Annotated in this window: 22 protein-coding genes and 1 pseudogene; 7 read left to right on the top strand and 16 right to left on the bottom strand. The window is 72.3% G+C overall.

The features are described from left to right. Window positions 1-9 precede the first annotated feature (9 nt). Together DPM19_RS33930 and DPM19_RS33925 are read right to left on the bottom strand one after the other, a co-directional pair. Window positions 10-489 (bottom strand): carboxymuconolactone decarboxylase family protein, encoded by a 480-nt coding sequence (locus DPM19_RS33930; RefSeq protein WP_111872198.1) that lies wholly within the window; start codon window positions 487-489, stop codon window positions 10-12. After that, window positions 486-1,565, bottom strand: a complete 1,080-nt coding sequence (locus DPM19_RS33925) for an NAD(P)H-dependent amine dehydrogenase family protein (protein ID WP_111872197.1) — start codon at window positions 1,563-1,565, stop codon at window positions 486-488. The genes DPM19_RS33930 and DPM19_RS33925 overlap by 4 nt, the downstream gene beginning before the upstream one ends. Before the next feature lie 238 nt (window positions 1,566-1,803). On the opposite strand from DPM19_RS33925, the gene DPM19_RS33920 reads away from it, so the two are divergent. Next, complete coding sequence (locus tag DPM19_RS33920; RefSeq protein ID WP_233511098.1) at window positions 1,804-3,369, top strand: GMC oxidoreductase; 1,566 nt, start codon at window positions 1,804-1,806, stop codon at window positions 3,367-3,369. A gap of 135 nt (window positions 3,370-3,504) precedes the next feature. Here DPM19_RS33920 and DPM19_RS33915 read toward each other — a convergent pair whose 3' ends face one another. From DPM19_RS33915 to DPM19_RS33890, 6 genes are all read right to left on the bottom strand, one after another. Then, window positions 3,505-4,959 carry a B12-binding domain-containing radical SAM protein gene (locus tag DPM19_RS33915; protein ID WP_111872195.1) on the bottom strand — a complete coding sequence of 485 codons (1,455 nt, stop codon included), beginning with the start codon at window positions 4,957-4,959 and terminating at the stop codon, window positions 3,505-3,507. Window positions 4,960-5,057: 98 nt separating this feature from the next. Then, window positions 5,058-6,029: a HAMP domain-containing sensor histidine kinase gene (locus DPM19_RS33910; protein WP_111872194.1), complete on the bottom strand. Its 972-nt coding sequence runs from the start codon at window positions 6,027-6,029 to the stop codon at window positions 5,058-5,060. Continuing rightward, window positions 6,026-6,703 carry a response regulator transcription factor gene (locus tag DPM19_RS33905; protein ID WP_111872193.1) on the bottom strand — a complete coding sequence of 226 codons (678 nt, stop codon included), beginning with the start codon at window positions 6,701-6,703 and terminating at the stop codon, window positions 6,026-6,028. Before DPM19_RS33905 ends, DPM19_RS33910 begins: the two co-directional genes overlap by 4 nt. Window positions 6,704-6,738: 35 nt before the next feature. Beyond that, entirely contained in the window at window positions 6,739-7,446 is a 708-nt protein-coding gene (locus DPM19_RS33900) for a hypothetical protein (protein ID WP_199485432.1), read from the bottom strand. Window positions 7,447-7,480: 34 nt separating this feature from the next. Next, the gene (locus DPM19_RS33895; protein ID WP_111872192.1) at window positions 7,481-8,398 is read right to left on the bottom strand and encodes an ADP-ribosylglycohydrolase family protein; all 918 of its coding nucleotides are present in this window, start codon (window positions 8,396-8,398) and stop codon (window positions 7,481-7,483) included. 44 nt (window positions 8,399-8,442) lie between these two features. Beyond that, on the bottom strand, window positions 8,443-9,135 hold the full coding sequence (locus DPM19_RS33890; RefSeq protein ID WP_111872191.1) for a nitroreductase family protein: 693 nt from the start codon (window positions 9,133-9,135) through the stop codon (window positions 8,443-8,445). 476 nt (window positions 9,136-9,611) lie between these two features. Between DPM19_RS33890 and DPM19_RS33885 the strand changes: the two genes are divergently transcribed. Then, complete coding sequence (locus DPM19_RS33885; RefSeq protein WP_158566984.1) at window positions 9,612-10,931, top strand: MFS transporter; 1,320 nt, start codon at window positions 9,612-9,614, stop codon at window positions 10,929-10,931. Window positions 10,932-11,082: 151 nt separating this feature from the next. Here the strand turns inward: DPM19_RS33885 and DPM19_RS33880 are convergent, their stop codons facing one another. Beyond that, window positions 11,083-11,784 (bottom strand): TetR/AcrR family transcriptional regulator, encoded by a 702-nt coding sequence (locus DPM19_RS33880; RefSeq protein ID WP_111872189.1) that lies wholly within the window; start codon window positions 11,782-11,784, stop codon window positions 11,083-11,085. A gap of 190 nt (window positions 11,785-11,974) precedes the next feature. Here DPM19_RS33880 and DPM19_RS33875 point away from each other — a divergent pair, with 190 nt between their 5' ends. From DPM19_RS33875 to DPM19_RS33860, 4 genes are all read left to right on the top strand, one after another. Continuing rightward, window positions 11,975-12,508 (top strand): DUF4863 family protein, encoded by a 534-nt coding sequence (locus tag DPM19_RS33875; protein WP_111872188.1) that lies wholly within the window; start codon window positions 11,975-11,977, stop codon window positions 12,506-12,508. A gap of 98 nt (window positions 12,509-12,606) precedes the next feature. Beyond that, window positions 12,607-13,191, top strand: a complete 585-nt coding sequence (locus DPM19_RS33870; RefSeq protein WP_111872187.1) for an NADPH-dependent FMN reductase — start codon at window positions 12,607-12,609, stop codon at window positions 13,189-13,191. 153 nt (window positions 13,192-13,344) lie between these two features. Continuing rightward, the gene (locus tag DPM19_RS33865) at window positions 13,345-14,511 is read left to right on the top strand and encodes an aromatic ring-hydroxylating dioxygenase subunit alpha (RefSeq protein ID WP_111872186.1); all 1,167 of its coding nucleotides are present in this window, start codon (window positions 13,345-13,347) and stop codon (window positions 14,509-14,511) included. Continuing rightward, window positions 14,508-15,452 (top strand): PDR/VanB family oxidoreductase, encoded by a 945-nt coding sequence (locus DPM19_RS33860; protein WP_111872185.1) that lies wholly within the window; start codon window positions 14,508-14,510, stop codon window positions 15,450-15,452. Before DPM19_RS33865 ends, DPM19_RS33860 begins: the two co-directional genes overlap by 4 nt. Window positions 15,453-15,525: 73 nt before the next feature. Here DPM19_RS33860 and DPM19_RS33855 read toward each other — a convergent pair whose 3' ends face one another. From DPM19_RS33855 to DPM19_RS33830, 6 genes are all read right to left on the bottom strand, one after another. Beyond that, window positions 15,526-16,965: an aldehyde dehydrogenase family protein gene (locus DPM19_RS33855; RefSeq protein WP_158566982.1), complete on the bottom strand. Its 1,440-nt coding sequence runs from the start codon at window positions 16,963-16,965 to the stop codon at window positions 15,526-15,528. Next, entirely contained in the window at window positions 16,962-18,056 is a 1,095-nt protein-coding gene (locus DPM19_RS33850) for a zinc-binding dehydrogenase (RefSeq protein WP_158566980.1), read from the bottom strand. Before DPM19_RS33850 ends, DPM19_RS33855 begins: the two co-directional genes overlap by 4 nt. A 38-nt stretch (window positions 18,057-18,094) precedes the next feature. Further along, window positions 18,095-19,624 (bottom strand): AMP-binding protein, encoded by a 1,530-nt coding sequence (locus tag DPM19_RS33845; RefSeq protein WP_111872182.1) that lies wholly within the window; start codon window positions 19,622-19,624, stop codon window positions 18,095-18,097. Between the two features lie 21 nt (window positions 19,625-19,645). Next, the gene (locus DPM19_RS33840; protein ID WP_111872181.1) at window positions 19,646-20,773 is read right to left on the bottom strand and encodes a thiolase C-terminal domain-containing protein; all 1,128 of its coding nucleotides are present in this window, start codon (window positions 20,771-20,773) and stop codon (window positions 19,646-19,648) included. Beyond that, window positions 20,773-21,192, bottom strand: a complete 420-nt coding sequence (locus tag DPM19_RS33835) for a Zn-ribbon domain-containing OB-fold protein (RefSeq protein WP_111872180.1) — start codon at window positions 21,190-21,192, stop codon at window positions 20,773-20,775. The genes DPM19_RS33840 and DPM19_RS33835 overlap by 1 nt, the downstream gene beginning before the upstream one ends. 81 nt (window positions 21,193-21,273) lie before the next feature. Continuing rightward, the gene (locus DPM19_RS33830) at window positions 21,274-22,176 is read right to left on the bottom strand and encodes an SDR family NAD(P)-dependent oxidoreductase (RefSeq protein ID WP_111872179.1); all 903 of its coding nucleotides are present in this window, start codon (window positions 22,174-22,176) and stop codon (window positions 21,274-21,276) included. Between DPM19_RS33830 and DPM19_RS33825 the strand changes: the two are divergent. Beyond that, a pseudogene (locus DPM19_RS33825) lies at window positions 22,127-23,203 on the top strand (LysR family transcriptional regulator); the annotation flags it as partial. The gene DPM19_RS33830 and the pseudogene DPM19_RS33825 sit on opposite strands and share 50 nt — an antisense overlap. On the opposite strand, the gene DPM19_RS36660 reads toward DPM19_RS33825, so the two are convergent. Next, a complete protein-coding gene (locus DPM19_RS36660; protein WP_267900940.1) occupies window positions 23,169-24,158 on the bottom strand; it encodes a LysR family transcriptional regulator in 990 nt (329 codons plus the stop codon). The pseudogene DPM19_RS33825 and the gene DPM19_RS36660 overlap by 35 nt on opposite strands. Between the last annotated feature and the right edge of the window lie 14 nt (window positions 24,159-24,172).

Genomic DNA, 24,172 nt, shown 5'->3' with positions numbered 1-24,172 from the left:
GGTCGTGGCTCAGTGGCCGGGGAGCACGCAGACGGCGTCCAGGCCCAGCACGTGGTTGAGGCGGCCGAAAGCCAGCCAGGAGCCCAGGCACATGCTCAGCTCGACGATCTCCCGCTGGTCGTAGTGCGCGGTCATCCGGGCCCAGAACTCCTCGTCGAGGCCGTGGTGGTCGGTGGCGTACCGTTCGGCGTACTCGGCGGCCAGCCGGGTGCGGTCGTCGAAGGCGTCGGTGGTGCGCCAGTGGGTGACCGCGTCGGCGAACTCCTCCTCGACCTTCTGGCCGTCCCGCTCGGTCCGCCAGTCGAGGCAGAACATGCAGCCGTTGATCTGCGCGATCCGCAGCCGCGCGGCCTCGAACTCGCGGAGCCCGAGGGTGGTGTGGGAGTACACCGCCAGCGAGAGCTTCGAGGCGGCGGGCCCGATGCCGGGGACCATCTCGCCCCACACGTAGGTGATCGGGTCCTTGCCCTCGGGGACGTCGATGTTCATGGCTGTTTCCTTCCGAGTTTCCCGACCGCGGGGCGCAGCGGGACGTCGAGCGCGTCGTAGAGCCCGGGGTCGGCGTCCACCAGCCAGTCGATGGCGCTCACCAGCCGGCCCACCGCGGTGGCGTTCCCGCCCGCGGACCGGTTCCCGCCCTCGTCGGTGGCCTCGATCGAGACCTCGATGTGCGGGCGGCCCTCGATGATCACCCGGTGCGCTCCGTCGCCGTCGGGCGGCGTCGGCCAGTCGGGGGCGCAGGACGGGTGGATGCGGGTGACGTGCTCGATGACGATGCGGGGTTCGCCCTCGATGATGCCCTGGACCTCGAAGCGCACCGCGCCCTGGGTGCCGGCCTCGAACTCGCCCATCGTCTTGGTGCTCACCGTGGTCTCCAGCGGGCGCCGGTCCAGGGTCTCGACGATCTCGTCGAGTTCGACGCCGAGGGCCCGGGCCATCAGCCGGATCTGCCCGCCCCACACCATGGTCGGGACGGTCGGGGCGAGCATCGGCGGCTCGTAGTCCAGCGGCTGGCCCATGCCGACCAGGTACCGGACGGAGTCCTCCTGGTCGTAGGTGGAGTAGTCGAAGATCTCCTGGCAGCGGATCACGTCGATGGTGCCGCCGAGCCCGCTGATCAGCAGCGGGAGCACGTCGTTGCCCCAGCCGGGGTCGATGCCGGAGACGAACAGCGAGCCGCCGCCGTCCGCGACGGCGGACAGCACCGGTTCCCGCATCTCGGGCGGGGCGTTGCGCTGGTCGTAGAGCGCGTACAGCGAGGGGGTGACGACGACGGCTCCGGCCCGGATCGCCTTGACGATGTCGGCGAGGGCGTCGTCGGGGCGGATGTCGCCGGACGCCGCGTACACCACGGCCTGGGGGCCGGTGGCCAGTACCGCGTCGACGTCGTCGGTCGCCGCGACGCCCAGGTCGCGGTCGAGGCCGCCGAGGTCGCCCGCGTCGCGGCCGACCTTGTCGGGGTTGTGGACGATCACGGCCGAGAGTCGCAGCGCCGGGTGGGCCTCGACGGCGCGGATGGCCAGGCGACCGACGTTGCCGGTGCCCCAGACGATGGTGGAGATCATGTGCTGCAGCGTAACAAAACTATGTAGCAAGCGCTTGGTTGCTTTTGGTGCACGCCCGGTGACCTGGCGAAGTGGGGCAAAAGTTACTTATGAGTACATAGTGACTTGGCTCGCGACCGAAGGTAGAACTCGTTTCAACTCTGTCGAGAGTGAGGAACATCACATGCACGATCCTACCTTGCAGGGGCCGGGTTCCAAGGGGCTATCGCGCCGCGGATTCATGGTTGGAACCGGTTCTATGTTGGGGCTGGGGGCGCTGGGCCACACCGGCACGGCCCAGGCGGCGACCGCCCGCACGATCGCCTCCATCGGCAACGGCGCCCACGTCCCGGTCCTGGTGATCGGCACCGGCTACGGCGGCTCCGTCGCCGCGCTACGCCTCGCCCAGGCGGGCGTCAACGTGCACATGGTCGAGATGGGCATGGCCTGGGACACCCCCGGATCGGACGGCAAGATCTTCCCCAGGATCACCGAGCCGGACCAGCGGTCCTTCTGGCTGCGCACCAGGACCAAACAGCCGCTCAGCAACTTCCTCGGCTTCCCGATCGACCGGAACATCCCCCGCTACACCGGCATCCTGGACGCCGAGGACTTCAGCGGCATCACGGTCTACCAGGGCCGTGGCATCGGCGGCGGCTCCCTGGTCAACGGCGGCATGGCCGTCACCCCCCGGCAGGAGCACTTCGGCTCCATCCTCCCGTCGGTGAACGCCGGCGAGATGTACACCACCTACTACCCGCGGGCCAACGCCACGCTCGGGGTGAACCACGTCGACCCGGCCTGGTGGGAGACCACCGCCTGCTACCAGTACGCCCGGGTCGGCCGCAAGCACGCCCAGCGCTCCAACTTCCCCTACGTCCTCGTGCCCAGCGTCTACGACTTCGAGTACATGAAGCAGGAGATGGCCGGAAGCGTCCCCAAGTCGGCGACGGACACCGAACTCCTCTACGGCAACAACCACGGCAAGAAGTCGCTGCAGAAGACCTACCTCGCCCAGGCCAGGGCGACCGGCCGGGTCACCATCTCGCCGCTGCACAAGGTCACCTCGGTGGTCCCGGCGTCCGGCGGCGGCTACACGATCACCATCGAGCAGCTCAACACCAACGGCGACGTGGTGGCCACCAAGACCGTGACCGCGAACCGGGTGTTCTTCGCCGCCGGCAGCGTCGGCACCAGCAAGCTGCTGGTCAAGCTGAAGGCCACCGGCGCGCTGCCCGGCCTGAACGGCGAGATCGGCAAGGGCTGGGGCGAGAACGGCAACGTCATGTGCGGCCGCGCCAACCACCTGTGGGACCCGACCGGCAGCCTCCAGGCGACCGTCCCCACGGGCGGCATCGACAACTGGAACGCCGGCGGCGCGTTCGCCGAGGTCGCGCCGCTGCCCACAGGGATCGAGACCTGGGCCTCGTTCTACCTGTCCATCACCAACACCCCGCAGCGCGCCCAGTTCACCTGGAACGCCTCGGCCGGCCGGGTGGACCTGAACTGGCAGACGTCCTGGAAGCAGACGTCCATCAACATGGCCAAGACGATCTTCGACAAGATCAACTCCAAGGAGGGGACGATCTACCGGACCGACCTCTTCGGCGTCTACAAGATCTGGGGCGACCACCTCACCTACCACCCGCTCGGCGGCGCAGTGCTGAACCGGGCCACCGACAACTACGGCCGCCTGCACGGCTACTCCGGCCTCTACGTCATCGACGGCGCACTGATCCCCGGCAACACCACCGTCAACCCGTTCGTCACCATCACGGCGCTCGCCGAACGGAACATCGAAAAGATCATCGCCACGGACCTGTGACGACGACCTGATGCGGCAGCCGGCCACGGGCGCGTGTGGCCGGCCCTTTCCGCGGACGGGACGCCGCGTCACCTGACGGGATCCCTGCGGCCGGCGGGCGGGAGAGCCCGAACACGCCGGCCCCCGCGGCGGATCTCAGCGCGACCGCTCGCCCTCCGCCTGGCGGACGCGGCTCGCGGAAACCCGGGGAACGAGGTCGAGGGTGCGAGGCCGCCCCGCCACCTCCCGCGACCGGGAGCCGCCCGCGAGGACCGTCTCCAGGACGGGCAGGGCGCGGCCGGCCCGCTTCGCCCGGATGAGCAGGTCCCAGGCGGGTTCGAACTTCTTCCAGCCGCCCGCGTAGGCGGCGTGCCGCAGCTTGCCGGCCAGGGTCGGCTTGGTGGCGGCGCCGCGCACGATGGAACCCCAGCGGTAGAAGTCGCGGTAGGCCCGCCAGTAGCCGTCCTCGAGCTGGCGGGCGGTCATCCGGGCCGGCTTGAAGACGACGGTGCGGGTGTCGTAGCGGTCCCAGTCCGAATGCAGCATCCGGTCGGCCCCGGCCATCCGGTCGTACAACCGGGTGCCGGGGTAGGGGGTGAGGATGTGGAAGGTCGCGGTCTCCACCCCGTGGCCGACCGCCCAGTCGACGGTGCGGGCGAACACGTCGGGGTCGTCGTGGTCCATCCCGAAGACGAAACTGCCGTTGACCATGACCCCGTGGTCGTGCAACCGCCGGATCACCGCGCCGTAGTCCCGGTCGATGTTCTGCCACTTGCGCTGCTCGGTGAGGTTGCCGGAGTTGACCGTCTCGAAGCCGACGAACAGGCTGCGCAGCCCGGCCTCGACGGCCTTCTCCAGCAGGCCGGGACGCAGCACCGCCTGGACCGTCCCGGCCGCCTGCCAGAGCCGGCCCATCCCGCGCATCCCGTCGAACAGGGCCCCGGCGAAGCGGGCGTTGCCGAACAGGTGGTCGTCCAGGAAGTACAGGTGCCGGCCGGGCAGCCGGTCGATCTCGGCCAGCGCGTCGTCCACGGTCTGGGTGTAGAACGACTTGCCGCCCTCAAAGAACGCTTCCTTGTAGCAGAAGTCGCAGACGTGCGGGCAGCCGCGGGAGACCACGATCGAGTTCGGCACCAGGTAGCGGCGCCGGTCGATCAGGTCGCGGCGGATCGGCGGCAGCCCGGCCAGGGTGCGCTCGGCGGAGTCGTACCGGGGGGCCGGCCGCCCGGCGCGCAGGTCGGCCAGGAACCGCGGCCAGGTGTCCTCACCCGGCCCGCAGAAGATCGTGTCGGCGTGGCGGGCGGCCTCCTCCGGCAGCGAGGTCACGTGCAGGCCGCCCAGGCAGACGTGGACGCCCCTGGCCCGGTAGTGGTCGGCCAGCTCGTAGGCGCGGCGCGCCGAGGTGATGTAGACCTGGATCACCACCAGGTCGGGTTCGTCGGAGGTGTCGACCTGCTGCACGTGCTCGTCGGTGATCGTCACCTCGTCGTCGGGGTCCAGGTAGCCGGCCAGCGTGGCCAGCCCGAGCGGCGGGAACAGCGAGTACTTGATCGGCCGGAAGAACGGCGACGTCGCCTCGGTCAGCGCGGGCAGGATCATTTTGACGTGCATGAGCTCACTCCTCCGGATCGGGTCCGTCACCTGGATACCGGCCGGGTGATCACCGTTGGCGGGGGTCCGGTGCGGGTCCCGTGGAGGAGTTGTGAAGATCAGTCCGGGATGACGGCCCGGATCCGGCAGCCGCGCGCCGCATCGACCACCTCGATGCGCCCGCCGTGCAGGTCCACCGCCCAGCGGGCGATGGCCAGCCCGAGGCCGGTGCCGCCGTCGGCGCCGTAGGAGCCGCCCCGGGAGAACCGCTCGAACACCCGGTCCCGCTCGCCTCGCGGGATGCCCGGCCCGTCGTCGGTCACCTCCAGGACCAGGCCCGCCCGCGCCGTGACGGTCACGGTGCCCCGGCCGTGCCGGGCGGCGTTGTCCAGCAGGTTGGCCACCACCTGGTGCAGCCGGTCCCGGTCGGCCGACACGGTCAGGCCGGGCGGGGCGTCGGCGCTGAAGCGGACCCGCGGGTGCGCGGCCCGGGCCTGCTCCACCGCCGCGTCCAGGAACGGCCGGACGTCGAACCGGGTGCGGTCCAGGAGCGCGCCGCCCCCGTCCACCCGGGACAGGTCGAGCAACTGCGTCACCAGCCGCCCGAGCCGTTCGGTCTGGTCCAGCGCGACCCGCAGCGTGTCCGGCCGGACCGGCGTCACCCCGTCCGCGATGTTCTCCAACTGCGCGTGCAGGGCGCTGATCGGGGTCCGCAGCTCGTGGGAGACGTTCGCGATGAAGTCGCGCCGCCGCCGTTCCACCTCGGCCAGCTCGTCGGCCATGGTGTTGAAGGCGCGGGCCAGCTCGCCGACCTCGTCGCGGGAACTCGCCCGCACCCGGCGGTCGTGGCGGCCCGCCGCCATCGCCCGCGCCACCGCGGTCATGTGCCGCAGCGGCGACGTCATGCCGTGCGCCAGCACCTGGGTGACCACGAGCGAGGCGAGCACGGCGACCACGAGGGCGTACCGGCCCCGGACGCCCGCCTCCAGCGCCTCCTTGAGGACCAGCGCGGTGGCGCAGGTGCTGGCGACGACCAGCAGGCCCAGCTTGAGCTTGATCGAGCGGAGCGGATCCAGCGGGCGGGGGATCATTCCGGGACCTCTAGCGCGTACCCCACGCCGTGCGCGGTCCGGATGACCTCGCCGCCGAGCTTGCGGCGCAGCGCCTTCACATGGCTGTCGACCGTGCGCGTCCCCGACTCGTCCGCCCAGTCCCAGATCCGTTCCAGGAGTTGCGCGCGGGAGAACACGGTGCCGGGGGAGCCGGCCAGGAAGGCGAGCAGTTCGAACTCCGTCGGCGTCAGGTGCACCCGCTCCCCGTCCCGGCGGACACGGCGCGCCGCCCGGTCCACCTCCAGGCCGCCCAGCCGGACCACCGGGTGCGGTTCGGCCCGCAGCCGCTCGACCCGCCGCAGCAGCGCGCGCACCCGCGCCACCAGCACCCGCATGCTGAACGGCTTGGTGAGGTAGTCGTCGGCACCGACGCCCAGCCCGACCAGCTCGTCGATCTCGTCCCCGCGCGCGGTGAGCATCAGCACCGGCACGGGACGTTCGGCCTGGATCCGCCGGCACACCTCCAGCCCGTCGAACCCGGGCAGCATGACGTCGAGAACGACGAGGTCCGGCAGGCGGTCACGGAACCGATCGACGGCGCCGGGCCCGTCGGCGGCGAGCACGACCTCGAAGCCCTCGGCCCGCAACCGCTCGGCCACCGCACCGGCGATGGCCGGTTCGTCCTCCACGACCAGAATGCACTGACTGGACACGCCGCCACTCTAGAAGCCGGACCTCCGGCTGATCATCACCACCTGCCGCCGGGCTGGACAACCTCGGGGCCGCCGGCGTGCGGGGTGGGGACGTAGTCCTCGGCGGGCCGGGGGAGCGCCTGGACGCAAGCCGGTGAGCAGGCGTTGACCAGCAGCGGCAGGACGTCGGTGGCGACTCGCAGGGAGATCCACACCTGGTGGGCGCCGGCCTGGCCGATCGGCTCGTCGCACACGCTGCACGCGGCTCCCCGGTCGCCGGGCGGGACCGGCTCCGGCTGGAGCTCGGGGAAGGGCGAGCGGTACTTGAAGTTGCCGTACAGGGCGCGGGTGCTGACTGTGCTGCGGGTCAGGTTCGGGCAGCGGGTGATCTCGTAGGGGAACCAGTGCAGGCGGTAGGAGGTGTAGGGGCTGAACTCCTCCAGGGCGGTCATCGCCCCGATCTGCGGGGGGATGCGTACCAGGTTGCTGCCGTACAGCACCAGGTGTTTCACCGCCGTCAGTCTGGCGATGGTCGGCGGCAGCGTGACGATCTGCCGCCGCTCGTCCGGGCTCAACTCCGTCAACGGCCGGAACACCTCGCGCCCGTCGGCGGCCGCCTCCTCGACCAGTTCCAGCAGGCGCAGCCATCCCGGCGCCGAGGTGTCCTGGTGCTCGTCGTGGAGGCGGAGGCGTGCTTGCTGCCGTTCCCGGCGCGGGTCGAGGCACACGCAGTGGTCACGGTCGATCCCGGTGCCCGGCCCCACCGCGTCGGCTCACCGGTTGGAGAGGAGCTTCGGCTCAGTCTCGTCGCTCATGGGAACCCACGGTAGGTCCCTGTCCGGCCCACGGGGGCAGGGGTTCCGCCGCCCGGATCCATGTCAGGGGAAGGTCGTGGAAGCCGAGGCGGGCGGCGACGACGCCCGCGACGATGGCGCAGGTGGTGTCGACGTCGCCGCCGGCCCGGACTGCGGCCCAGACGGCCTCGGGGAAGTCGCGCAGGCGGGTCGCGGCCGCCCACAGGGTGAAGGGGACGGTGCCGTGGGCGCTGACGTCGCGCCCGTTGCCGAGCTCGCGCGCCGCCGCCTCCGGGTCGCGCAGGGGCAGCAGCCCGCGTGCTCGCCGGATCCCGTCGCGGACCCGCCCGGGCGGCACGTGCCGCAGGACCGTGTCGAGCAGCGGGCCGGGAGAGGTCTCCCCGGCGGCGACGAGGCAGGCGGCGACGGCCACGGCGATCGCTCCGGCGACCGCCTCGGGGTGGGTGTGCGTCACGGTTGCCGACAGCGCCGCCTGGCGGGCGGCCTGCTCCGGGTCACCGGCGTGGTAGGCGCCGAGCGGGGCGACGCGCATGGCGGCGCCGTTGCCCCACGAGCCCTGGCCGTCGAACAACTCGCCCAGCAGCAGCCGCCAGTCCTCCCCGTCCCGCACCCGGCGCAGGAACCGGTTGGTGGACGGCCCGTAGCCGCGGTCGAAGTCGTAGCGTCCGGCGAACCCGGCGATCAGCCGGTCCTGGTCGATCAGGCCGTCGCCGGCGGCCAGCTCGGTGACGATGACGCAGGCCATCTCGGTGTCGTCGGTCCACGACCACGGTGCGGGCGGGAGCTCGCGGGCGGCCGGCAGATGGCGGTTGGCGGGAACGAAGAACTGGGAACCGAGCGCGTCACCCAGGGCCAGGCCCTGGAGGGAGACCCGGGCGCGCTCAAGACGGTCTATGGGCATTGCGCCGCATTCTCCCAGAGCGAGGGAGAATGCGGCAGTTCGTGTCAGGCGTTGTGCTGCGTGCCGGCAGGTTCGGTGGGGCCGCTCCACAGGGGGGCGGGGATCTCCGCGCCGAACGGCTGGCCCCAGTGGTTGCGCGAGGCCACCTCGTGGACGGGGCGGCGGTTGGCCGCTACTCCCCACCTGCCGAGCGGGTAGCCGAAGGCGAGCATCGCCGTCATGCGCCAGCCCTGTTCCACCGGTACGTGCAGCATGTCGGTGACCGTGTCCTCGGCATACCGCAGGACGGTCGACATGACGCCGCCGACCCCTTCGGCGCGGGCGGCGAGGAACGTGCTCCAGATCGCCGGATAGATGTTCGCCCCACCGTGATCGTCGATGGAGAAGACGAATATCAGCAGCGGTATCTCGGCGAAGTGGTCGGTGAAGTACTTGCCGGAGGCTTTGATCTTCCGGAGCGTTTCGGCGCGCTCTTCGTCGTCTCCGTGCAACGACCTGCCCATGAGGCCGGCCGCGATTTCCTGGTATTCCCGCTCCCGGCATTCCCGGTAGAGCTCGGCCAGCTTCTCCTTGTGTTCCCGGTCATCGACGACCAGGAAGTGCCAGCGCTGGGTATTGCCTCCGTTGGGTGCGCGGATCGCCGCATCGAGGATGCGACACTGCGTTTCCAGGGGAATGGGATCCGGGCGCATCCGCCGCATCATTCTTGTGGTGTAAAGCGCTTCGCGGACGTCCATCGGGTCTCCTTTGCCGAAGGGTCGGGGTCAGATGGTGCCAGGTAGTTAAGTTACGGTCAATACTTGTAATGAAAACCCTCCTCGGTCGCCGGAGCCAGGGCGCCGGGTGCCGGGGGAAGGTCCTGGTGGCCTGGTTGCCGGTCGGGGAAAGCTACGTGTCGCGAAGTTAAATTACAAGTATTGACTGTAACTCACTGCGCGTGGAAGATGAGCGCACAACGCCGGAGGACGGCCGGCGGGCGGGGCGCTCGCGCGGCGCATACGGCCCGACCTGCGGTTCTGCTCCCTGAGAGGCGCGCCTCAGGGGACCTGCGTTGTCCACGAAGTCCTGGGCCGCTGTGACAACGGTGTCCGGTCCGGCAGGGCACCACCGCCGGCCCCACGGTGACGATCCACATCGGACGGGCCGACTCCGGGTGCCCGCCGGCCGGAGCTCCAGGCGAAGCCTCAACCCCCTACGGCGACGGGAGAATCTCGTGGCGTCCACCACCCTCACGACAAGATCATGGCTCGTGGTCGGCGGGAGTACCGCGGCGCTGACCGTGAGCGCCTCACCGCTGGTCCTGCAGACCGTCGGGCTGTTCATGAAGGAGCTCGGCGGCGAATTCGGCTGGAGCCGCACCGAAGTCAGCGGCGCGAAGAGCCTCGGCGGGCCGGTGGCCGCCCTGGGGGTGCTGCTCTTCGGGTACCTGATCGACCGGTTCGGGCTGCGCCGGGTGATGATCTCGGCCATCGGCCCCTTCGCCGGCAGCATCGCGCTGCTGTCGCTCACCCCCGACTCCCTGCTGGTGTTCTACGCCCTCTCGATCCTGGTCTCCCTGCTCGGCGCGGCCCAGCAGCCACCCGCCTACACCAAGGCCGTCGCCAGCTGGTTCGACGCGCGGCGAGGACTGGCGATCGGCATCGCCGTCTGCGGCATCGGGCTGGGCACCTCGCTGATACCGCAGTACACGCAGTTCCTCATCGACCACGTCGGCTGGCGGGGCGCCTACGTGGGCCTGGCGGTGCTCCTCCTGGTCCTCGCCCTGCCCCCGTGGCTGCTGGTCATCCGCGAGCCGAACGCGCAGGAGCGGCAGCAACTCGCCCTCGCCGGGCGCGTCTCCCTTACGGCACCCGGCACGGCCGCGGCCGGCGAGCCGTCCGGTGTCGACCGCCGCCAGGCCCTGCGGATGAGGTCGTTCTGGATCCTCGCGGTGGCGACGTTCGTCGCCTCCGTCTCCCTGAACGGCAGCATGACGCACCTCATCCCGATGCTCACGGACCTGGGGATGACGGGCGCCGCCGCCGCGGCCGTGCTCATCCCGGTCGGCATCGCCTCGCTCATCGGGCGGCCGGTCGCCGGGATGCTGCTGGACCGGTACCACGGGCCCAGCGTCGCGCTGGCGCAGCAACTCCTCCCCGTGGTGGCGTTCCTGCTGATCGGTACCGGTGCCTCGCCCATCCTGGGAGCCGTCTTCCTCGGCCTGGCCATCGGGCTCGAGGTCGACCTGGCCAGCTACCTCACCAGCCGGTACTTCGGGCTGCGGAGCTTCGGCCAGATCTACGGGGTCATGTTCGCGATCTTCGTGCTCGGGGCCAGCGCGGGGGGACTCCTGTTCGCCGCGTGTTACGACAACTTCGGCAGCTACGCCGCGGCGTTCTGGATCTGCGGGGGTGCCCTGGTGGTCACCGCCGCGCTCTTCCTGCTGCTCGGGCCGTACACCTACCCGGCCGGCCGGAAGGGGCGGCCCGCCGGGCCCCCGTCCGGGCCGCCGCCCGTCCCGCAGGAGCGGTCGGCGGCGAGGAGCGGCGAGTAGGTGGCGCCGCTCGTGCCGGCGGGGCTCATGCCCCGCCGGCACGGACCGGTCTCCGGGCCTCGCCGCCACTCGGCGACCGGTCTCCTGGACCCGCCGCTCGCGGACCGTTCTCACCGGCCGCGGGTCGGCGGCGCATCCGTTCCGGTGCGGGTCAGCCGTCCACGCCGGTGTCGTCGGGAGGGGCGCTGTTGGCGTCGGCGGCTATCACGGGCCAGACGGTCTCGACGATGCGCTCGGCGAAATCGGCGCCCGGGCTCTCGCCCGTGCGCAGGTAGTCCGCGAAGAAGCTGCCGAAGCACATGGTCACGACGATGTCCAGGTCGGCGTCCGGGCGTACGGCGCCGCGTTCTTGCAGTGCCTGCAACGTGGTGAGCAGTTCGGCGCAGCGGGGCCGCACGCCGTGCTCGCGCAGTTGTTCCAGCAGGCCCGGTTCCCGCTCGGCCTCTCCCATGAAGTTTCCGTGGAGGGCCATGGCGGCCTTGTTGTTGTAACGGGGGTCCAGGCGGCGGACGGCCTCCTTGAGGGCCTCGACCGGCTCCAGCCGATCCCAGTCCATGGCGGGATAGGACTCGCGCTGCATGCGCAACCCGTACTTGAGCGCATCGATGACCAGGTCGTACTTGTTCGACCAGCGGCGGTACAGCGTCGGGCGGGTAACGCCGGCGTCGGTCGCGATGTCCCCGATGGTCATCTGCGAGTAGCCGTCGGTGGCCAGCCGGTTGCGCGCCGCCTCGATGATCGCGCTCTCGATCGCGGGGTCGCGGGGCCGGCCGCCGGCGCGCGGGGTACGGGTGCCGGTCGGCCCACCACGGGACGCCGGACGCTCGCCGTCGCCCTTGTCGCTGGTGCTCATCTGTGAACCTCCTCGCCAAGGATAGCCGGGGCGGGGGCCATCCCCAGATTTTTGGGTTACATCCATTGACTGTAACGAAACCCACTGCCAAACTCATGCGCAACCACCCCGATCTCCGCGTCCCGCCGGCGCGCACACCCGTTTCCGGCCATCTCTTCACGCGCCCCACCGGGACCTGGAAAGGACAGCGATGAACAGCAGGCTCGCACTCATCGAGCACAGCATCTCGTTCCTGGACGAGGTCAAGAACCGTACCGCGGGGGAGGAGCTGGAATCCTGGCTCAACCACACCTACCCGGCGGGCAGCGAGCTCTATGCGGAACTGGCACGGCTGATCAAGATCGGTGTCCTGGAAGAGGGCTGGGCGGCCAATGTCGAAGTCGACGGCCCCCGCTACCGGCGCAGCCGCATCGCCGACCCTTCGGAGGACACCTTCTACTTCAGCATCACCGCCGTTTACATGGACAGCGTGGACCGCTATCGCGGCCAATACCACGCGCATCCGTACGGAGAGCTGAACCTGGTCGTGCCCATCGACCCGGGCGCCCGGCTCATGGGCCCGCGGGGCTGGCAGGGAACGGGCTGGACCGCACCCGGGCCCGGCAGCCACCACTACCCGGAAGTCCGCGGGGGCGCGCTGATCGCCCTGTTCTACCTGCCGGCCGGCCGGATCTCCTACGACATCACACCCGACCCCGCGGAGGTGTCCGGCGACCCGGCGTGACGGCGGCCGGGCGAACCCGTCACCCGCGAGGCAGAGCGAGCGAACGAGCCGCCCGGGTCCCGGCACCGCGGCGGCACCCCGAGAAAGGACCGGCAGCCATGCCCCCCCTGACCATCGTCGCGATCTCCGGCAGCCTGCGGCGCACCTCCCACAACACCGGCCTGCTCCGCGCCCTGCAAGCCCTGACCCCGCCCGGCGTCACCCTCGACCTCTACGACGGCCTGCGCGCGCTGCCCCCCTTCGACCAGGACCACGAGCGCGAACACGTCCCCGCCCCGGTGGCCGACCTGCGCCGGCGCGTCCGGGCGGCGGACGGAATCGTCATCGCCACCCCCGAGTACAACTCCGCCATCCCCGGGGTGCTCATGAACGCCCTCGACTGGCTGTCCCGCCCCGTCGAGGACTCCAGCCTCCGCGGCCGGCCCGTCGCCATCCTGGGGGCGTCCCCGTCCCAGTTCGGCACCGCGCGCGCCCAGGTGGTCCTGCGCCAGGTGCTCCACCGCATCCAGGCACCGGTCGTCGCGCAGCCCGAGATCATGCTGTTCCGCTCGCACGAACGGTTCGACTCCGCCGGAACCCTCGGCCACGACGAGGTGACCGAAGGGCTGCTGCGCGAACTGCTCGCGGGGCTGACCCGGCTCATCCGGGCCACTCCGCGCGCCGCGGCCGCCGCACCGGCCTGACGGCACCCCGGACACGGGGTGCGCCGGGCCACCGGGCCCGGCGACGCAAGGGGACGCATCGCGACCGCCTGACGTACGCGTTCCGGCGATCGCGATGTCCGGGGAGCCCCGAGAACTCGATCTCTGTTCTTTCACCGGCACGAAGGAGCCCGCATGCCGACGGAAACCGCCTATGGCCGTCCCGCCCCCTCCCACAACTCCGAGCTGACCCACGTCGGGCCCGGCACCCCGGCCGGCGAGCTGCTGCGCCGCTACTGGCAGCCGGTCGGGATGGCGGGCGACGCCACGACCACCCCGCGCAGGATCAGTATTCTCGGCGAGGACCTCATCCTGTTCCGCACCCGCAAGGGCGTACCGGGACTGGTCCACCCCAACTGCGCGCACCGCGGCGCCTCGCTCTACTACGGCAAGGTCGAGGACGACGGCATCCGGTGCTGCTACCACGGGTGGCTGTTCGGCGCCGACGGCTCCTGCCTCGACCAGCCCTGCGAACCGGAGGGCGGACGCCACCGCGACCGCATCCGCCAGCCGTGGTACCCGCTGCACGAGTGGGCCGGGCTGATCTTCGCCTACATGGGCCCGCCGGACCGCATGCCCGTCTTCCCGCGCTTCTCGATCTTCGAGGACCTGGCGGAGGGCGAGGAACTGTACCCCGACGACCGCAGCATCGGCGCCGGCGGCCCCACCATCGTGGACTTCAACTGGCTGCAGCACTGGGAGAACGTGGTGGACCCGTTCCACGTGCCCGTCCTGCACGGCTCGTTCTCCGGCGTGCAGCTCGCCAGCGAGATGGGCGTCCTGCCCGAGGTGGAGTTCGAGCTCACCGCCCACGGCGTCCGCAGCGTCCAGGACCGCAGGCTCGACGACGGGCGGACCTACCGCCGCCGCACCGAGGTCGCCCTGCCGAACCTGCGGATCGTCCCCAACCCCCTGCTCGACGTGTTCGGCCCCGCCGACTCCATCGGCTGGGTCGTGCCCCTGGACGACACCGCGTTCCGCGTCTACACGGTGTTCCGCACCAGGAACCCCGAAGCGATCGCGAAGATCCGCACCCGCTTCGAGGGCCGCCCCTGGGCCGACCTCGACGAGGCGGAGCACCAGCGCATGCCCGGCGACTACGAAGCCCAGAAGAGCCAGGGCGACATCACCGACCACGCCGCCGAGCACCTGGCCACCACCGACCGGGGCATCGTCATGCTCCGCCGGTTCCTCAAGCGGCAGATCGACGCCGTGGCGGCCGGCCAGGACCCGGTCGGCGTGGCGTTCACCGAGGAAGAGGCGTTGATCCGGCTGGACGCGGCCGCCTTCATGATCGGATGAACACCAGCACCCTGCTCGTACGGTCGCTGACCTGGGAGGCCGACGGCGTCCTCTCGGTCACGCTGACCTCACCCGACGTCTCCGCGCTGCCCCGCTGGTCACCCGGCGCGCACATCGACCTGATCCCCGGCGGCGCCCCCACCCGGCAGTACTCCCTGTGCGGCGACCCCGCCGACCGCCTCCGGTGGCGGGTCGCCGTGCTCCGGGCGGACCCGAGCCGCGGCGGGTCGGCCCACGTGCACGACTCGCTGCGGCCCGGCTCGCTCGTGCGCTACGCCGGCCCGCGCAACAACTTCCCGCTGGTCCAGGCCGACCGCTACCTGTTCGTGGCGGGCGGTATCGGCATCACACCGCTACTGCCCATGGTCCACGCCGTCGCCGCGGCCGGCGCACCGTGGCGGCTGCTGTACGGCGGGCGCACCCGGGCGTCGATGGCCTTCCTGGCCGAACTCGCCAGGTACGGCGAGCACGTCACCGTCCGGCCGCAGGACGAGCACGGCCCGCTCGACCTGGACGCCGCCCTGGCCGAGGCGCGCGAAATCCCCGGGGCGGACGGGCCGGTCACCGTGTACTGCTGTGGTCCCGAGCCGCTGCTGACCGCGATGGAGGAACGGGTGCCCGGCCTGCACCTGGAGCGCTTCAGCCCCCTGGCACCGCCCGCGACGGCCGAGCCTGGCGCCTTCGACGTCGTGTTGCAGAGGTCCGGGGTCACGCTGCACGTCCCCGCGGACCGCAGCGTGCTCTCCGTCCTGGAGGAAGGTGGCGTGCCCGTCCCCAGTTCCTGCCTGGAGGGCGTCTGCGGCTCGTGCGAGACGGCGGTGATCGAGGGGGAGGTGGAGCATCGCGACTCGGTCCTGACCCAGGCCGAGCGCGACGCCGGGAAGACGATGTTCCCCTGCGTCTCCCGGTGCCGCTCACCACGCCTGATCCTCGACCGGTGAACCGCGCGTCCGGGGCGGGTACCCCCGTGGGCTCGTCTCCGCACCCCCTCGGGGCGACCTTTGCCGCCCGCCGTCAGCCGGCCGGATGTACCGTCGCGCGGAGTTCGGTGTAGGAGTCGAGGGCGTAGGTGCCGCCGCTGCGTCCGAGGCCGCTGGCCTTGGTGCCGCCGAACGGGAGGTCTCCCCGCCGGGCGCAGGTGTTGATGCCGACCTGGGCGGCGGCCAGCCGGTCGGCCACGCGGCGCGCCGCGTCCAGGTCGCGCGAGTAGACCTGGTCGGTCAGCCCGTAGCGCGTCGAGTTGGCGATGGCGACCGCCTCGTCGTCCGAGGACGTCGGGGTGACGCAGACGACCGGGCCGAACGCCTCCTCCTGCATGACCGTCGTTTCCGGGCCGACGCCCGTCACGAGGGTGGCGGGGTGGAAGTAGCCGTGGTCCGGGACGTTCGCCGCGGTGTGCACCGTCCCGCCGTCGGCGCGGGCACCGGCCACCAGCGCGGCGACGCGGTCGCGCTGGACCTCGCTGATCAGTGGGACGGTGGTCGTCGCGGGGTCCCGCGGGTCGCCGTGCACGAGGCCGCCCAGCGTGGTGCGCAGCCGCCCGACGAGCTCGTCGTGTAGCGAGGCGTCGACGATGACGCGGGAGGGCGTCAGGCAGATCTGCCCGGAGTGGACGGTCCACGCCCGCGTCGCGGCGGCGACGACGGCGTCGAGGTCCGCGTCGGCCCGGACGACGAGCGCGCCCTTGCCGCCGAGTTCGAGGAGGAGCCGCTTCATGCCGGGTGCCGCCGACCGGTAGATCTCGGTGCCGACCGCCGTGCTGCCGGTGAAGCTGATCGCACCGACCTCGGGGTGGTCGACCAGCGCGGCACCGGGCTCGGCGCCCGCGCCCGTCACCAGGTTGACCGCACCCGCCGGTGCGCCTTCCGCCCGCAGGGCCGCGTTGAGCGCCTCGGTGAGCGCGATGACGAGCAGCGGGTCCTGCGGGGCCGGCTTCATCACCACGGTGTTGCCGGCGAACAGGGCGGGCGCGACCTTCCCGACCATCGCGAGCAGCGGGAAGTTGTAGGGGCTGATGCAGCCGACCACGCCGACCGGCGTGCGCGTGACCGTCCCCGCGAGGCCGGCCGCCACGGGCTTCGCCGGGACGGTGAGCAGGTCCGCGGACCGGGTGGACCAGTGCCGGAGCCGGGCCAGCGCCGCGTCGACCTGGGTCTCCTCGGCGACGGCCCGGCGGGCGCCGGTGTCGGCGATGGCCAGGTCGACGAGCTCGTCGCGCCGGTCTTCGAGTAGCTCGCCGGCGCGGCCGATCACCCGGCGGCGGGTCTCGACCGGGGTCGCCGCCCAGGCGTCGCGGGCCGCGGCGGCGGCGGCCGCGGCGGCGTCGGCCGCGGTGCGGTCACCGTCGGCGACGACGGCGATGACCTGCTCGGTGTAGGGGTCGGTGACGTCGTACGTCGTGGCGGTGCTCAGCGGGTCGCCGGCGATCAGGTGGTGGTGGGTGGTCGTGGTCACGAGGCTCTCCCGAATCGGATGAAGCCGCGGTCGATGCGGCCGTTGCGGAGGTCGTCGACGAGCCGGGCCGCGCCCGCCATGGGCACGACCGCCGACACGAGCGGGGTCAGGTCGAGCTCGCCGCGAAGGACGCGCTCGGCGAGGTCGGGCAGCTTCCGGTGCGGGTCGACCGAGCCCATGCGGCAGCCGAGCAGGGACTTGTCGTGGAACAGGTCGCGCACCTCGAGGTCGAGGGTCGCACCGGTCGGCGGCAGCCCGAGCACGACGACCCGTCCGCCCCAGGCGAGGGACTTGATCGCGGCGTCGAGGAGCCCGGTGTGGCCGGCGCACTCGAACGCGGTGTCCACGCCACCGGGCATCAGCGCCCGCACGGCCGGGGCGATCTGCGCCGGGTCGCTCGGGACGATGAAGTCGGTCGCCCCGCACGTGCGGGCGATCTGCTCTTTCGCCGGGTTGCGGTCGACGGCCACGATGCGTTCCGCGCCGGCCGCCCTGGCGGCGAGGATCGTGTTCAGGCCGATCCCGCCGGCACCGGTCACGAGCACGGACTCGCCGGCCCGGAGCCGGGCGCGGTCCTCCACGGCACCGAATGCGGTGACCGTGGCGCATCCGAGCATGGCGGCGACCGGGTCGGGGATCTCCGCGGGCATCGCGATGACCTGCTCCTGGGCCACCACGATCCGTTCGGCGAAGGCGCCGAGCTTGACGAATTGGTGCACGACGTCGCCGTCGCGGGAGAACGGGCTGGCGACGGGCCGGCCGGAAGCGGGGCAGAGGGTCGGCCGGCCTTCGCGGCAGTGGCGGCACTCGCCGCACCGGCGCAGCACGGTGAGCACGACCCGCTGCCCCACGGGTACGTCGGTGCCGGGGCCCGCGGCGGTGACCACGCCGACGGCCTCGTGGCCGAGGATGGCCGGCGTGGGCTGGGGGATGCGGCCCTCCATCGGGCTGAGGTCGCTGTGGCACAGGCCGGCCATGGTGATGTCGACGGCGACCTCACCCGGGCCCGGCGGGCGGACGTCGATGGTCGAGTCGACGTGGAGACCTGTTCCGTCCCAGACCAGCGCGCGCACGGGCACCTTCCTCATCATTGTTCTATTCATTCGAATCTATCTTTGCTGAATGGAATCTACCGCCGCGCGGCGCTCTCCCGTACCTCGCGGCGCAGCAGCTTTCCCGCCGCCGACCGCGGAAGCGCCTCCACGAACGCCCAGCTGCGCGGGATCTTGTAGCCGGCGATGCGGGCGCGGAGCTCGGCCGCCAGCGACGCCGCGACCTCGTCGTGGGTGCCTGAGCGGTCGACGACCACGACCGCGTGCACGCTCTCGCCCCACTTCTCGTCCGGCCGGCCGACGACGCACGCGTCGGTCACCCCCGGGAGCTCCAGCAGCGCGTGCTCGATCTCCGCGGGATAGATGTTCACGCCCCCGCTGATGATCAGGTCGACCGCCCGGTCCGAGAGGTACAGGTAACCGTCCTCGTCGAGCCGGCCGAGGTCGCCGAGCGTGACGTGCCCGTCCAGGCGTGACGTGGCCGTCTTCTCGGGATCACCGAGGTAGACGAACGCGAGCTCCTCGTTCTTGAAGTACACGGTGCCGACCTGGCCGACCGGCACCTCGTTGCGGTCCTCGTCCAGGATCCGCAGGCTCACGTGGGGCAGCGGGCGCCCGACACTGCCGACGTGGGTGAGCCACTCCTCCGATGTGATCACCGTGGCCGACCCCTCGGTGCCGCCGTAGATCTCGACCAGCACCGGACCGAGCCAGTCGATCATGGCCTGCTTGACGTGCGGGGGGCACGGCGCGGCGGTGTGCACGATGGACCGGATGCTCCCCATCCGGAGCGCGGCGCGCTCGTCCTCGGGCAGGGCGACGAGTTCCTGCATCATCAGCGGGACGAGGTAGAGCCACGTCACGCCGTGCTCGGCGATCGCCTCGAGCACCCGCTCGCGGTTCCATCGCTCGAGCAGCACCACCCGGTGACCGACGTCGAGCGCCTGGTCGGCGTAGGCGAGCGGCGAGGCGTGATACATCGGGGCCAGCCCGAGGAACACCCCGTCCTCATGGTCCGCGCCGTAGCGACGGGCCCGGGCCAGGGCCGCACCGGCGGCCTCGGCCGGACTGATCCCGCGCAGCGGGCGTCGTACGCCCTTGGGACGGCCGGTCGTGCCGGAGGTGTAGAGCATGCGGTTGCCGGCCCCCCGGTCGCGCGGGGGCGTCGCGGGCGCCGCGGCGACCGGGCCGGTCAGGCGCGACGCGCCGCCCGCCGGCGCGACCGCGAGGACGACGACCGCCTCGGCCGGCAGCCCGGCCTCGGCGGCGGCCTTCCCGGCGAGCTCGACGAACGGATCGGCGGTGAAGAGGACCTTCGCCCCGGAGTCGCCCAGGATGTAGGCGATCTCCGCCGCCGTCAGGTGCCAGTTGACGGGAGTGAGGTAGAGCGGGAGCTGCGTCGCGCCCCGGACCACCGCCATCAGCTGGTAGGAGTTCGGCAGGAGGCAGGCGACGGTGTCCCCGGAAGAGAGCCCGCGGTCCCAGAGGAAGTTGCCGATCCGGTTGGCGTCGTCCCCCAGCTCGCCGTAGGTGACCTGCTGACCGTCGGTGTGGACGACGGCGACCCGGGCCGGGTCGTTGCCGGCGTACTCGAAGAAGCTGCGCACCGTGGGCCTCCCGTAGTGGTTTCAGTCTCGCGCGAGGATGAGGACGGAGGAGGCCGTGAACATCCCGCCGTACCCGAGGACGGCGCTCGTGCTCACGCCGGGCACCTGGGCCGCGGCCTCGTGGCGCAGCTGGCGGACGGCTTCCTGGATGGCGAACATGCCGTACATCCCGGTGTGGGTGTAGGCCAGGCCGCCTCCGTTGGTGTTGAGCGGGAGGGAGCCGCCCGGAGCGGTCTCGCCGGCGGCGACCAGCTCGGCCGCCCTGCCCACCGGTGCCAGCCCGAGGCATTCCAGCCCGATCAGCGGCAGGTGCGCGAAGGCGTCGTACACCATGACGTGGCCGATCTCGGACCGCTCGATCCGCGCCTCCGCGAAGGCGTCGTCGGCGGCGCGCCGGGCCGCGGAGTCGCCGGCCGGGTCGGGCACCTGGGCCACCAGGAGAGGGTCGGAGCTCTCACCGGTGCCGAGCACCCGCACGGACCGCCGGAGCTGCTCCGGCGTGGCGTGCCGGGACGCGGTGACGACCAGCCCGCCGCCGCCGTCGGTCAGCATGCAGACCATCGGGACGGTGAACGGCCACGCGAGGACCGGTGCCGCCAGCACTTCGCCGACGGTCATCAGGGCCCGCCGCCCGGCCCGCGGTACCCGGGAGGACCAGCCACGTTGTGCAACGACGACCTGCGCCAGCGCGGTCTCGTCGAGACCGTTGTCGTGGAGGTAGCGCAGGGCGGGAAGGGTGAAACGGGTGTACGGCGGCCTGGCGCCGTACGGCTCCTCGAACTGGCCGGTCCACGACCGCGGGTCCCGAGGCCGCGGCACCGTGCCGGCCCGTGACCGGCCGGACTCGCCGTGGGTGACCAGCACCCGGGTGGCGTGCCCCGCGGCGATCGCCGCCGCGGCGTGGCGCACGTGCATCAGGAAGGAGCAGCCACCGACATTGGTGGAGTCGACCCAGCGAGGCGTGATCCCGAGGGCGTGGGCGACACCGTGGGGGGAGTAGGCGCCGGCGACGCCGTCGATCTGGCCCGGCTCCAGGCCGGCGTCGGAGAGCGCGCGCAGGCCGCCCTCGACGTTCAGGCCCAGCACGGACTGGTCGGGGTTGCGGCCGAGCACGTCGGTCTCCGCCGCGCCGATGATGATCGCGTCCATCACGCTCCCGCCGGTCCGGCCGGTGCGAACACCGGAAGGTTCACGTCCCCGCGCTCGAGCCAGCGGAGCTCGACGTCCATGTCGAGGGGGAGAGCGGCCGGGTCGGCCGGCACGTCCACGAGGCGGGTGGTCAGCCGAACGCCTTCCTCGAGCTCCACGATGGCCAGCACGAAGGGCGCCTCGTCGGCGAAGACCGGCTCGAGCCGGTGCACCACGACGTAGGAGAACAGCCGGCCGCGCCCGGTGCAGGAAGTCCAGGTCAGGTCCGTCGAACCGCAGGCGCAGACCGCCCGCGGATGCTGCGAGCCGGCACCGCAGCCGTCGCAGCGGTGGTGGACCAGCTCACGGCGCCGGGTCGCCTCCCAGTAGGGCCGCGTCTCGGGCGTCGGCCGGGGGACGGGCTTGGGTTCGCCGCTCATCCGGCCACCCGCGGGTGCGGCAGCGGCTCGCCGCGGTCGGCGGCGGTGCGCGCGCCGGGCGCAGTGCGGTCGAGCATCGGCTCAGCCCCGCATGCCGGCGTTGGGCCGGGCCGCCGCCAGGAGGCCGCGCAGGGTCGCGTCGAGCTCGGTGAGGTCCTCGCTCGGCGTTGCGGGGGTGCCGTGCTCCCAGCCCTCGGCCACCGACAGGCGCTTGCCGGAGGTCAGGAACACCCGGCCGGTCACGCCGTCGGAGTGGCGCGACGCGAGCCACTCGACCACCGCGGCGGGGAAGCCGGGGGAGCGGGTCGGGTCGTCGGGGTCGCGGTCACCACCGAGCGTGGCGGTCATCCGGGTCGCGGCACCCGGCGAGACGCAGTTCGCGGTGACGCCGTAGCGGCCCAGTTCGAGGGAGGCGACGATCGTCATGGCGGCGATGCCGGCCTTGGCGGCCGAGTAGTTGGCCTGGCCGACGTTGCCGAAAAGGCCGGAGACGGAGGTCGTGTTGATCAGGCGGCCCGCGCGCTCGGGGTGCGCGCCGTGCCGCTTGCGCCAGTGGTTCGCGGCGTGGTGGGTGGTGGCGAAGGTGCCCTTGAGGTGCACCTGGATCACCGAGTCCCACTCGGCCTCCGTCATGCGGGTGATCGTCCGGTCGCGCAGCACCCCGGCGTTGTTGACCAGGATGTCGAGATCGCCGAAGGTGCCGACGGCCAGCCCGACGAGCTGCTCGGCCTCTTTCCAGGAGGAGATGTCGTGGCCGCTGGCGACGGCCTGCCCACCGGCTGCGCGGATCTCGGCGACCACCTCGTCGGCGGGCGCCGTACCGTCGGCCGCGCCGTCGAGGCCGACCCCCAGGTCGTTCACGACGACGGCGGCGCCCGCGCGGGCGAGGCGGCGGGCGTACTCGGCGCCGAGACCGCGACCAGCACCGGTCACGATGGCGACCCGGCCGGAGCAGGATCCGTCGGTGGAGAGCGGAGTGGTCATCAGGGCGTGGTCCTCTCGCCGCCGTGCCGGGACGTGGCGACAGCGGGGTCGTGGGTGGTCACCCGGCCTGCGCGGCGCAGGCCGGCCAGGTCCCGGAGCTGCTGGGCACGAGGCTCATGGCTGCACTCTGTCGCCGGTGGCGATCGGTGACAAAGACCTGATCCCGGTCGCCGCGATTGCCGGAACCTATGGGTTCTTCGCGGTGCCACCGGGTGACTTATGCTGCCGTATGGGTGTTGATCTGCGGCTTTTCCGGTTCTTTGTGGCGATCATCGACCACGGCGGTGTCACCCGCGCCGCGGAGGCACTGTACGTCGCGCAGCCGTCGGTCTCGCAGGCGCTGCGCACGCTCGAGCAGCGTCTCGGGGTCAGCCTGTTCGAGCGCGTCGGGCGGGGGCTCCAGCTCACCGACGCCGGCCGCGAGCTCGAGGTCCGGGCCCGGTCCGTCCTCGCCGAGGTCGAGGAGGCACGGGCCCGGGTCGACCGGGTGGCGCGGCTCGACGCCGGGCGGCTCACCGTCGCGGCGACCTCGACCCTGGCGATCCACCCGCTCGGCCCCTGGGTCAAGCGCCTGCTGGACGCCCACCCGGGCCTGCAGGTGCATGTCTCCGAGCCCGGGTCGGTCCCGGCCGTGCTGACCGAGATCGGGGACGGTGCGGCCGAGATCGGGCTGGTCGAGCTCCCCGTCCACAAGGCCTCCCTCGAGACCGTCGAGCTGGAACAGGAGGAGCTGGTCATCGCGGCCGGCCCCGGCCTGGCCGCGGGACTCCCGGACCCGTTGCCGCGCGCGCTGGTCCCGGACCTGCCGTCGGGCGTGCTCGCACGGGTGCCCGGCGGCCGGACGGCCAGCGAGCGGACCATGGCCGAGGTGCTGGGGGAGCCACGGGTGCGCAGCGCGCAGCGCCAGCTGCTGTGGGATCTCGTGGGTCAGGACGTCCTGGTCACCTTCGTGTCGCGGGCCGTCGCCGAACGGCTCCTCCCGGACGCGGAGCTCAGGTCCCTGGATCCGCCGGTGTTCCGCCGGATCGGGCTGGCCCATCGGCCGGAGCCGCCGGCGCCGGCGGCGCGGGCGCTGCTGGAGATCGCGCTGTCGCCGCGTACGCGGAGGCCACGAAGAGGCGCGCCACCGGCGACGCCGTCCGGGGATCCCACGCCAGACCGACCGTGAGACCGGTGGCCCCCCGCAACGGGGCCAGGCGTGCGCCGCACCGTGCCGCCTCCGCCGCCCGCCGTGAACCGAGCAGCGTCGCCGCGATGCCCTCCAGCATCCAGGCGGTGCGGGTCTCCCGCTGCCCGACGACCGCCCGCCGGACGAGATGCGGGCCGCTCTCCTCGATCATCGCCTCCATGCTGGCGGACAGGATCGGCCGCGGCGGCATCAGGACGAGCGGTACGTCGTGCAACTCGGTGAGGCCGATCGGTGGCTCATGGCCGGCGGCGGCCGGTTCCTCCCCGGGGCTTGGGGGGTGGGCGACGTAGACGTCGTACGCACCGAGGGGCAACGTCGCGAGCCGGTCGCCGGTGCGTCCGACGTTGAGCGGGAGGCGGGTCGCGACGATCTCCGCCGTGCCGGAGGCGAGCACCTCGACGGCTTCCTGGTCCGAGCCGAGGTCGTGGACGTGCACGACCGTCCCGGGGTTCGACCGCAGGAACGCCGCGAGGACCTCGGCCAGCGGACCGTTGAGCGCCGGAGGCAGGGCCGCGATGTCGAGCCGCGGCGCGCCGCGGCGCGGATCGGCGGAGACCGCGGCCTCGGCCTGCCGGGTCTCGCGCAGGATCCTGCGTGCGGGACCGAGCAGGCCGTGGCCGGCCGAGGTCAGCGTTATGCCCCGGCCGGTCCGGTGGAACAGGACGGCGCCGAGCTCCTTCTCGAGCGCGTGCACCGACTGGGAGATGGTCGACTGGGTCACGTCGAGCGTCGTCCCCGCGCCGCTGATGCTTCGCGCCTCGGCGACCGCGACGAAGTAGCGGAGTTGCTGCAGCTCGATGGTCGGAC

Source organism: Actinomadura craniellae (assembly GCF_003289645.1).
Taxonomy (GTDB): domain Bacteria; phylum Actinomycetota; class Actinomycetes; order Streptosporangiales; family Streptosporangiaceae; genus Actinomadura_D; species Actinomadura_D craniellae.
The sequence above is the reverse complement of the archived record's forward strand: the minus strand, read 5'-3'. Positions and strand labels throughout refer to the sequence as shown.